Genomic DNA, 10,186 nt, shown 5'->3' with positions numbered 1-10,186 from the left:
CCCCGGGCCCTACCCCACCACGTACTCCTGGGTCGCCGTCGCCCGCGGCAGCCGGCCTTTCAGCACACTGCCGGGCGCGAACCGCAGCTCCGGTTCGTCGGTGCGGACTTCCACGACGAGTTCGCCACGCACCCCGTGCGATTTGGCGACCCGCCCGACGACCAGTTCCATCTACTGATCCGTGTCGACAACGTCGACGCGGATGCCCTTACCGCCGATCCCGGCGACCAGGGTGCGCAGCGCGGTCGCGGTGCGTCCGCCGCGGCCGATCACCTTGCCCAGATCGTCCGGGTGCACGTGCACCTCGACGGTCCGGCCACGTCGGCTGGTGATCAGCTCGACGTGGACGTCGTCGGGATTGGCGACGATGCCGCGCACCAGGTGCTCGACGGCATCGGCGACAACGGCACTCATTACTCGGCAGCCTCGGTGGCGGCCTCGGCAGCGGCGTCGGTGGCGGCCTCGTCCTTCTTGGCGGCCTTCTTCTTCGGGGTGACGGCCTCGGTGACCGGCTCGTTGTCGGCGGCGGCCAGCGCGGCGTTGAACAGGTCCAACTTGGACGGCTTGGCGGCCTTGGTCTTCAGGGTGCCCTCGGCGCCCGGCAGGCCCTTGAACTTCTGCCAGTCGCCGGTGATCTCCAGCAGCCGCTTCACCGGCTCGGTCGGCTGCGCGCCGACGCTCAGCCAGTACTGCACGCGCTCGGAGTCGATCTCGATGAGCGAGGGCTCTTCCTTCGGGTGGTACTTGCCGACGTTCTCGATGGCCCGGCCGTCACGGCGGGTACGCGCGTCGGCGATGACGACGCGGTACTGCGGGTTGCGGATCTTGCCCAGACGGGTCAGCTTGATGCGAACAGCCATGTGCTGCGCCTTTCGTTTTTCGGCCGCCCCGAGGGGCAGCCGGAGTGGTCACGGCCGCAATTCAGCAGCCCACCCGCGGGTGGACCCGGTTTTGCGTTGAGTGTTGTGACCGCCGCGCGGTACGTAACCGGAGACGGGCTGACACTGTCCTCGATGAGGACGGTCGTCCATTCTGCCAGACACCGCGGACGCCGAGAACATCGGCCTCGCCGGCGACCCGCATCGCCCTGTGGTCCGCGCAGCCGCCCGCCGTCGACTACGGAGGCGACCACGGGCAGCCCACCTGGTCGGCGACCGCGATGGGCTGCGAGTGCGGCATCGTCAGTCGGCGCTGCCGGTCAGGAACTTCACGATCAAACCGGCCAGCACGGCCGTGAGCAGGCTTTCCACGGAACCCACGGTGTTCACCTCATCAGGTTGGAGCTACACAAACATGTGAAGCATGAATGATTCACTTCGGGTTCGTGGCGGATTCGGCGGATTCCGGCTCAGCGGTGGCCGGTGACCGGCGTGTGGCGGGCGTAGACCCGGCCGCGCAGGACCACCCAGGTCGGGTGGGCGAGGACTTCCGGATGGGTACGCGGGTCCCGCTCGTAGACGACGAGGTCGGCCGGGGCCCCGGGTTCGATACCCGGACGGCCGAGCCAGGCGCGGGCATTCCAGGAGGACGCGCCCAGGGCGTCGTGCGGTGACAGGCCCGCGTGCATGAGGGCGGTGATCTCGTCGGCGATGCGGCCGTGGCGAATGGAACCGCCCGCGTCGGTTCCGGTGTAGATGGGGATTCCGGCGTCGTGCGCCGTGGCCACGGTGTCGCGGGATCGACGGTGCAGATCGCGCATATGGGCGGCGTAGGTGGGGAATTTGGTTGCGCTGTCGGCGATTCCGGGGAAGGTGTCGATATTGATGAGGGTCGGCACCAACGCGGTGCCGTGGGCGGCCATGAGCGCGATGGTGTCATCGGTGAGCCCGGTGCCGTGTTCGATGCAGTCGATTCCGGCGGCGAGGAGACCGGGAAGAGCATCCTCGCCGAATACGTGTGCGGTGACCCGCGCGCCCTCGCGGTGGGCGGCGTCGATGGCCTCCTTCAGGATGGCGTCGCTCCACAGCGGCCGCAGGTCGCCGACACCACGGTCGATCCAGTCGCCCACGATCTTGACCCACTCGTCGCCGCGCCGGGCCTGCTCGGCGACGATCTCAGGTAGGTCGCGCTCGTCGTCGAGTTCGATGCCGAGTTCGCGAATGTAGCGCTTGGGCCGGGCGATATGGCGGCCCGCGCGAATGATCTCCGGCAGATCCGCGCGCTCGTCGAGGAAGCGGGTGTCGATCGGGGATCCCGCGTCGCGGAGCAGCAGCGCCCCCGCGTCGCGTTCGATCTCGGCCTGGGCCACGGCCCCGTCGTGATCCTCGTGGCCGCCGCCGTAGCGGATGCCCACATGGCAGTGCGCATCCACCAGTCCGGGCACGATCCAGCCGCTCTCACACAGGGTTTCGGCCCCTGGCACCGGTTCGGCCGCGATGCGCCCGTCGCGCACCCACAGCTCACGAACCTCCCCGTCCGGCAGCACCACGCCCCGCAGCCGCATGCCGACCTCCTGTCGAGAGCACTCAGTTCTTCGGGAACTTCAGCTTCGACAGATCGAAACCCTCCAGCCCCGGCGGCAATTCGTTCAGACCGGCGGGCATGTTCGAGACATCGGGCATACCCGCGGGCATACCGCCCGGCAGGCCCGGCATGCCGGGGAAGCCGCCCTTGACCTTCGGCGGGGTCGGTCCGCGGCCGCCCTTCTTGCCCTTCTTCCCCTTCTTGCCCTTGCCGCCGCCACCGCGGGAGCCGGGCAGGCCGAACTGGCGGCTCATCATGCCCATCATCTTCTTGGCCTCGAAGAAACGGTCGACGAGCTGATTGACCTCGGAGACCGAGACGCCGGAGCCGTTGGCGATGCGCAGGCGGCGGGAGGCGTTGATGATCTTGGGGTTATCGCGTTCAGCGGGTGTCATACCGCGGATGATGGCCTGGACGCGGTCGAGCTGCTTGTCGTCGACCTGGGCCAGGACGTCCTTCATCTGACCGGCGCCGGGCAGCATGCCGAGCAGGTTGCCGATCGGCCCCATCTTGCGGATGGCGAGCATCTGGTCGAGGAAGTCCTCGAGGGTGAGCTCACCGGAGCCGATCTTGCGGGCGGCCTCCTCGGCCTGCTTCTGGTCGTAGACCTGTTCGGCCTGCTCGATCAGGGTGAGCAGATCGCCCATGCCGAGAATGCGGCTGGACATGCGGTCCGGGTGGAAGACGTCGAAGTCCTCGAGCTTCTCACCGGTGGAGGCGAAAAGGATGGGCTGGCCGGTGATCTCGCGCACCGACAGCGCCGCACCGCCGCGGGCGTCGCCGTCGAGCTTGGTGAGCACCACGCCGGTGAAGCCGACGCCGTCGCGGAACGCCTCGGCGGTGGTGACCGCGTCCTGACCGATCATGGCGTCGAGCACGAACAGGGTCTCGTCGGGCTGCACCGCGTCGCGAATGCCCGCGGCCTGCGCCATGAGTTCGGCGTCGATGCCGAGGCGGCCCGCGGTGTCGACGATGACCACGTCGTACTGCTTCTGCTTCGCCTCGGTGATACCGGCCTGCGCCACCTGCACCGGATCGGCGGCGGTGATCCCGAGCGGGTTGTCGCCACCGCCGATGGAGGTGCCCGGATGCGGTGCGAAGACCGGCACACCGGCCCGCTCGCCGACGACCTGGAGCTGGGTGACGGCGCCCGGACGCTGGAGGTCGCAGGCCACCAGCAGCGGCTGATGCCCCTGCCCCTTCAGCCATTTGGCGAGCTTGCCCGCGAGGGTGGTCTTACCGGCGCCCTGCAGACCGGCCAGCATGATGACGGTCGGCGGGTTCTTGGCGAACCGCAGCCGCCGGGTCTCGCCGCCGAGGATGTTGACCAGTTCCTCGTTGACGATCTTGACGACCTGCTGGGCCGGGTTCAGCGCCGCGGAGACCTCCGCGCCCTTGGCGCGTTCCTTGACCTTGGCGATGAAACCGCGCACCACGGGCAGCGCGACGTCGGCCTCGAGCAGCGCCAGCCGGATCTCACGCGCGGTCGCGTCGATATCGGCCGGTGACAGTCGCCCTTTGCCACGAAGGTCCTTGAGGGCACCGGCCAACCGGTCGGACAGGGATTCGAACACCGATCGCGCTCCTGATCTCGAGGGACGTCACTCGGGTACCAGGGTAGTAGGACCGGCGGGGAAGGGTTATTCCAGGTTGCGGCGCGCGGCCGTGGCGGGGCGGCACAGGTCGTGGTTCTCCTGCACCACCATGCCCACCGCCTCGCGCGCGGTGAGGCCGAGTTCGAGGGCGAGTCCGTCCAGCAGCGCCCATTCGGCCTCGGTGGGCGGCTGGGCGGCGACGGTCGAGGCGATGGTCATGGCAGTCACCGCCTGCTGTCCGGTGAGGGTGCGTCCGGGCAACCAGGAAACGACCCAGCGGTCGCCGCCGACACAGCGCGCGATGTGCTGGGTCAAGTCCGACGTCATCATTGACGCCGACACCACTTCAATTGCCACCGACTGCTCCCCTCATGCTCGCGATAGCTTTCTCTAGAGGGGGATATTAAAGCGCGGAACGGGGTACCCATACCTATTCCAGCAAATTGCACGCAACGATCGGATTAACTGGCAAACGCGGGGTTTGCCAGTTAATCCAACTACATGGCGACTGGTCAGAAAACTCTGCCGGAACCCATTTCCGTGTCCGATTCGGGCGATTTCTTCGGTTGCTGCGGCGGCACCACCGCGAGCAGCGCCGCCGCGATCTCCGCCCGCCGCTCCGGCGTATCCCCCGGGCCCAGATCCAGGCAGAATACGTCCACCACGGCCGCGCCGAGGGTCACCGCTTTCGCCCACAGCACATTAGCGCCCACCCGGGCCAGCGCGCCCGCCAAACGGCTGAGCAAACCGATTCTGTCCTCGGCGCGCAATTCCAGCAGCACCCGTCCCGGATCGGCCGTTTCGGACCAGATGATCCGTGGCGCCGCCTGCGCGTAGGGACTGCGCTGCACCCCGCCCGCCTCGCGTTCCTTACGCGCCAACACGCCCGCCAGATCCAAATCGCCGTTGCGGGCCCGGATCAATTCCTGGCGCAGCAGACCGGGATCCGGCGGATCACCGAATCGGGGCGCCACCACGAAGGTGTCGATGGCCGATTCCCCGGCCCCGCCCAGCGAGGCCGACAGCACCCGCAGCGAATGCACGGCCAGCACGCCCGCCGCATCCGACAGCAGGCCGGGCGTATCGGGGGCCACGACCGTGACCACATGGGTGTAGCGCCCGTCCCCCGCGCGCAGGTCCACATGCACCCCGCCCGCCTCGGCCTTGGCGACCAGCTCCGCCGGAATCGGATCCGGTTCCGGCAGGTCCTCCCCCGCCATGGACAGCCGGCAGCGGCGCACCAACTCCGCGATGAGCGAGGCCTTCCAATCGCTCCACACGCCCGGTCCGGTGGCCAGCGCGTCCGCCTCGGCGAGCGCGTGCAGCAACTCCAGCAGCTGCGCGTCACCGTCGAGGGATTTCACCACCGTGAGCACCGTGTTCGGATCGTCGAGATCGCGGCGGGTGGCGGTCTCGGGCAGCAGCAGGTGGTGACGCACGATGGCCGACAGCGTCCGCACGTCGGAGGGCCACAGCCCCAGCCGCCGACCGATCTGGGTGGCCAGTTCCGCGCCGACCACGCTGTGGTCCTCGGGGCGACCCTTGCCCAGGTCGTGCAGCAGCGCGCCGAGCAGCAGCAGGTCCGGACGGGACACCCGCGTCGACAGCGCGCTGGCCCGCACCACCACCTCCACCAGATGCCGGTCCACGGTCCAGGTGTGGATGGCGTCGCGCGGCGGCAGATCCCGCACCACACCCCACTCCGGAAACAGCCTGCCCCACAGGCCCGTTCGATCCAGCGCCTCGATGGCGTCCACCGCGTTGCGCCCCGATCCCAACAGGACCAGCAGGTCGTTGAGCGCCTCCTTGGGCCACGGTTCGCGCAGTTCCGGCGCGTCCTCGGACAACCGGTTGAGCGTGGTGGCCGACATGGGCAGTCCGGTCTGCGCGGCGGCCGCCGCCACCCGCAGGATCAGTCCGGGATCGCGTTGCGGGCGGGCATCGCGGGCCAGCACCACCTCACCGGCGTGTTCGACCACCCCCTCATCGAGTGGTCGCCGTACCGGCATGCGGCGCAGCCGGGCGAGTCCGCGGCGCGGCAGGGCGTTCGCCGCGGTGCGCAGTCCGACGTCGACGGAGTAGCTCACCGTGCGCGCCGCGTCCGACAGGGTGCGGGCCAGATCGAAGCGATCGCCGATGCGCAGCGCCGCGCCGATCTCGTCGGCGTCCTGGGCGCGCAGCTGATCCCGCCCGCGCCCGGCCACCCGGTGCAGTTCGGTGCGCACGTCCAGCAGCCGCCGGTGCGCGATTTCGAGCCCGCCGCCCGGCACGTCCGGACCGAGCCCCGGCATGGCGTCGGTCAGCTGGGCGATGGCGAGGGCGTCGAGCAGTTGGATATCGCGCAGTCCGCCGCGGCCGTTCTTGAGATCGGGTTCGGCGCGGTGCGCGATCTCCCCGCTGCGGCGCCAGCGGGTTTCGGCCTGCTCGAGCAGACCGTCGAAGCGGGAGCGGATACCGCTGCGCCAGTCCCGACGCACCCCGTTGACGAGCAGATCGCTCAGCGCCTGGTCGCCGACGATATGTCGCGCCTCCAGCATGCCGAGCGCGGCGGTCAGATCGTCGGCGGCCACGCGCAGCGCCTGCGGGACGGTGCGCACGCTGTGGTCGAGTTTGATGTGGGCGTCCCACAGCGGATACCAGAGCTGATCGGCCACCTCGGCGACGCGCTGCGGATCGACGTCGTCGTAGAGCAGCACCAGATCCAGATCCGAGTACGGCAGCATCTCGCGGCGGCCCAGGCCGCCCACCGCCACCACAGCCAGGCCGCTGTCGGGAGTGATGCCGACCTCGGAACCCTTGGTGGTCAACCACAATTCGAACAGATCGACCAGCGCCTGGCGCAGCGCCTCGGAGTCCAGGCGCGGGGTGCGCGCACCGCCGCCCGCATTCCTGCCCGCCTCCCCGAGCAGTTGATCGCGGGCACGGACCAGATCCGACGCCCCGTTGGCGACCACACCACCCGCGACCTGCTCGTTTCGCGCTCGCTCGAAACCCACGACCACACCACCCATCTCAGTTGTCCTGCCGCCGCGCGTCGGCGTGCCGACCCGTCACATCGGTCGTGCCGACCCGTCACTTCGGTCGTGCCGACCCGTCGGATCGGTCGCACCGACCCGTCACATGAGTGCGGCCCCGTTCCCACCGGTCCGGCGGGAGCGGGGCCGCCGCTCGAGCTGCTGTCCGCTTACAGCGCGTCGGAGCCGCGCTCGCCGGTGCGAACCCGGATGACCGACTCGACGGGGGTCACCCAGACCTTGCCGTCACCGATCTTGCCGGTGCGCGCGGCCTCCACGATGACCTCGACGACCTTCTCCACGGAGGCGTCGTCCACGACCACCTCGACCCGAACCTTCGGGACGAAATCCACGGAGTACTCCGCACCGCGGTAGACCTCGGTGTGGCCCTTCTGTCGCCCGTAACCCTGGACCTCGCTGACCGTCATGCCCAGCACGCCGGCCTGCTCGAGCCCGGACTTGACGTCCTCGAGGGTGAACGGTTTGACGATTGCGGTGATCAGTTTCATGCGTCATGCCTCCTTGACGGCGGTGGTACGTGTCGTGCCACCCACAGCAGCGAAATCGTATGCCGTTTCCGCGTGCTCCGACTCGTCCATGCCCGCGGACTCGGCTTCCGCGTCGGCCCGCAGGCCGATGGTGGCCTTGATCGCGAAGGCGATGACGGCGGCGACCACGAAGGAGTAGGCCAGCACCGCGACCGCACCCACGATCTGCCGCCACAGCTGGTCGACACCACCACCGTAGAACAGGCCGTCGACCGCGGTGGGCGCATCGGCGGTGCCGACGAAGCCGACCAGCACGGTGCCGATCACACCGCCGACCAGGTGGATGCCCACCACGTCGAGGGAGTCGTCGTAGCCGAACTTGAACTTGAGGCTGACGGCCAGCGCGCAGATCGCGCCCGCCACCAGGCCGACCACCAGCGCGCCGACGATGTTCACCGAGGCACAGGCCGGGGTGATGGCCACCAAGCCCGCGACGATGCCGGAGGCCGCGCCCAGCGAGGTGGGCTTGCCGTCACGGATCTTCTCCACCAGCAACCAGGCCAGCATGGCCGCGGCGGTGGCGACGACCGTGGTGACGAAGGTGACACCGGCGACGCCGTTGGCACCGACCGCCGAACCGGCATTGAAGCCGAACCAGCCGAACCACAGCAGACCGGCGCCGAGCATGACGAAGGGCAGGTTGTGCGGACGGAACGGGGTCTGCGGCCAGCCCTTGCGCTTGCCGATGATGATCGCCAGCGCCAGCGCCGCGGCACCGGAGTTGATATGCACGGCGGTACCACCGGCGAAGTCGATGGCCTTGACCTTCTCCATGATCCAGCCGCCACCCCAGACCCAGTGCGCGACCGGGAAGTAGACGACGGTCACCCAGACCGCGGCGAACAGGATCCAGGCGCCGAACTTCATCCGGTCGGCGACCGCACCCGAGATCAGGGCCACGGTGATGATCGCGAACATGAGCTGGAAGGCCACGAACACGGTCGCGGGCACGGTGCCGACCAGCGGCACACCGACCGATTCCTCACCGAAGCCGGACATCAGAGTCCGTAGGCCGAAGTATTCGGCGGGGTCGCCGAGCAGGCTGCCCTTGTCCGTGCCGAATGCGGCCGAGTAGCCGTACAGCACCCACAGCACCGTGACGATGCCCATGGCGCTGATACTCATCATGATCATGTTGAGCACGTTCTTGCTACGGACCATGCCGCCGTAGAAGAACGCGAGCCCGGGGGTCATCAACAGCACGAGGGCCGCGCTTGTCAGCATCCAGGCCGTGTCACCTGTGTCGGGCGCGCCGATTTCAGCGCCCGCCAGGATTACGGGATCCACCACCTTGTCCTCCTCATCTCGGGCCTCGCCGGTGTACTGCTAACGAAGCCTGCAACGAGGGTCCTCAGTCGGTGTTTCATCCGTGATCCTTCGGCGTTTCGCCTAGGTGAACGGATGAGATTGCACTGTTGCCAGCGTGTTTCCCGATCCGCACGGCTGTTACGAACACATTGTGAGGATGATGTTGATTCCCGGCGTCGCGCCAGGTCGGGGCGGGTTTACCCGAGCAGGGCGTCGACGAAGGCGCCGGGCTCGAACGGAGCGAGATCATCGGCCCCCTCGCCCAAACCAACCAGTTTCACCGGCACGCCCAGTTCGTGCTGCACCTGGAAGACGATGCCGCCCTTGGCGGTGCCGTCCAGCTTGGTGAGCACCACACCCGTGATATCGACGACCTCGCGGAAGACCCGAGCCTGGGTCAGCCCGTTCTGGCCGACCGTGGCGTCGAGCACCAGCAGCACCTCGTCGACCGGGGCCTTCTTCTCGACCACGCGCTTGACCTTGCCCAGCTCGTCCATCAGACCGGTCTTGGTGTGCAGACGGCCCGCGGTGTCGACCAGGACGGCGTCCACACCGCCCGCGATACCGGCGCTCACGGCGTCGAAGGCGACGGCGGCGGGGTCCGCCCCCTCCTTGCCGCGCACGGTCTCCGCACCGACCCGCTCACCCCAGGTCTGGAGCTGGTCGGCGGCGGCGGCGCGGAAGGTGTCGGCCGCACCGAGCAGTACCCGGCGGCCGTCGGCGACCAGCACCCGCGCCAGCTTGCCGGTGGTGGTGGTCTTTCCGGTGCCGTTCACGCCGACGACCAGCAGTACCGACGGACGGTCGTCGTGCGGCAGGGCACGGATGGAGCGGTCCAGTTCGGGACGCAGGGCCTCGATGAGGACATCGCGCAGCACGGCGCGGGCCTCCTCGGTGGTGCGCACGCTGCGGGCGGCCATCTCCTCGCGCAACCGCTCGACCACCGCGACGGTGGAGGCGGTGCCCAGATCGGCCATCACCAGGGTGTCCTCGATCTCCTCCCAGGAGTCCTCGTCGAGGTCGCCGCCGCCGAGCAGCCCGAGTAGGGACTTGCCCATGGCGTTCTGCGAACGGGAGAGGCGCCCGCGCAGGCGGGTCAGCCGACCCGCGGTGGGCTCGATCTCGGGGACGACCGGGGCCTCGGCCACGGTGGGGGCGGAGTCGGGGACGTCCACGGGGACCGGGGCGGACTGCACCGGGGCCTCGGGAACGGGGGTGGCGGTCGGGGTTTCCACGGCCGCGGCCGGTGCGGAGGTGC

Annotated in this window: 9 protein-coding genes and 1 pseudogene; all 10 read right to left on the bottom strand. The window is 69.2% G+C overall.

Features of this window, described 5'->3' with window-relative positions; all coding sequences use genetic code 11:
• Nucleotides 1–36: 36 nt before the first annotated feature.
• Nucleotides 37–171: pseudogene (locus QK444_RS24365) on the bottom strand (ribosome maturation factor RimM); the annotation flags it as partial.
• Nucleotides 172–414 carry an RNA-binding protein gene (locus tag QK444_RS24360; protein WP_029930032.1) on the bottom strand — a complete coding sequence of 81 codons (243 nt, stop codon included), beginning with the start codon at nucleotides 412–414 and terminating at the stop codon, nucleotides 172–174.
• Entirely contained in the window at nucleotides 414–860 is a 447-nt protein-coding gene (rpsP, locus tag QK444_RS24355) for a 30S ribosomal protein S16 (RefSeq protein ID WP_282784033.1), read from the bottom strand. Before rpsP ends, QK444_RS24360 begins: the two co-directional genes overlap by 1 nt.
• A gap of 488 nt (nucleotides 861–1,348) precedes the next feature.
• Complete coding sequence (locus QK444_RS24350; RefSeq protein WP_282784031.1) at nucleotides 1,349–2,443, bottom strand: amidohydrolase family protein; 1,095 nt, start codon at nucleotides 2,441–2,443, stop codon at nucleotides 1,349–1,351.
• Between the two features lie 22 nt (nucleotides 2,444–2,465).
• Entirely contained in the window at nucleotides 2,466–4,037 is a 1,572-nt protein-coding gene (ffh, locus tag QK444_RS24345) for a signal recognition particle protein (protein WP_039816099.1), read from the bottom strand.
• 66 nt (nucleotides 4,038–4,103) lie between these two features.
• Nucleotides 4,104–4,388 carry a hypothetical protein gene (locus QK444_RS24340; RefSeq protein WP_029930037.1) on the bottom strand — a complete coding sequence of 95 codons (285 nt, stop codon included), beginning with the start codon at nucleotides 4,386–4,388 and terminating at the stop codon, nucleotides 4,104–4,106.
• 182 nt (nucleotides 4,389–4,570) lie between these two features.
• Complete coding sequence (locus QK444_RS24335; protein WP_282784028.1) at nucleotides 4,571–7,054, bottom strand: [protein-PII] uridylyltransferase; 2,484 nt, start codon at nucleotides 7,052–7,054, stop codon at nucleotides 4,571–4,573.
• A gap of 188 nt (nucleotides 7,055–7,242) precedes the next feature.
• A complete protein-coding gene (locus QK444_RS24330; RefSeq protein ID WP_029930039.1) occupies nucleotides 7,243–7,581 on the bottom strand; it encodes a P-II family nitrogen regulator in 339 nt (112 codons plus the stop codon).
• A gap of 3 nt (nucleotides 7,582–7,584) precedes the next feature.
• On the bottom strand, nucleotides 7,585–8,844 hold the full coding sequence (locus tag QK444_RS24325) for an ammonium transporter (protein ID WP_282784038.1): 1,260 nt from the start codon (nucleotides 8,842–8,844) through the stop codon (nucleotides 7,585–7,587).
• 281 nt (nucleotides 8,845–9,125) lie between these two features.
• A partial coding sequence (gene ftsY / locus QK444_RS24320; RefSeq protein WP_282784025.1) for a signal recognition particle-docking protein FtsY occupies nucleotides 9,126–10,186 on the bottom strand: 1,061 nt, incomplete at its 5' end.

This window comes from Nocardia sp. CC201C (assembly GCF_030010695.1).
Lineage (GTDB): Bacteria > Actinomycetota > Actinomycetes > Mycobacteriales > Mycobacteriaceae > Nocardia > Nocardia otitidiscaviarum.
Note: the sequence above shows the minus strand (reverse complement) of the source record. Positions and strands in the feature narration are given on the sequence as shown.

Coding starts and splice junctions, on each gene's coding strand:
- QK444_RS24360 (WP_029930032.1), bottom strand. CDS start 414: ATGAGTGCCGTTGTCGCCGATGCCGTCGAGCACCTGGTGCGCGGCATC.
- rpsP (WP_282784033.1), bottom strand. CDS start 860: ATGGCTGTTCGCATCAAGCTGACCCGTCTGGGCAAGATCCGCAACCCG.
- QK444_RS24350 (WP_282784031.1), bottom strand. CDS start 2,443: ATGCGGCTGCGGGGCGTGGTGCTGCCGGACGGGGAGGTTCGTGAGCTG.
- QK444_RS24340 (WP_029930037.1), bottom strand. CDS start 4,388: ATGATGACGTCGGACTTGACCCAGCACATCGCGCGCTGTGTCGGCGGC.
- QK444_RS24330 (WP_029930039.1), bottom strand. CDS start 7,581: ATGAAACTGATCACCGCAATCGTCAAACCGTTCACCCTCGAGGACGTC.
- QK444_RS24325 (WP_282784038.1), bottom strand. CDS start 8,844: ATGCTGACAAGCGCGGCCCTCGTGCTGTTGATGACCCCCGGGCTCGCG.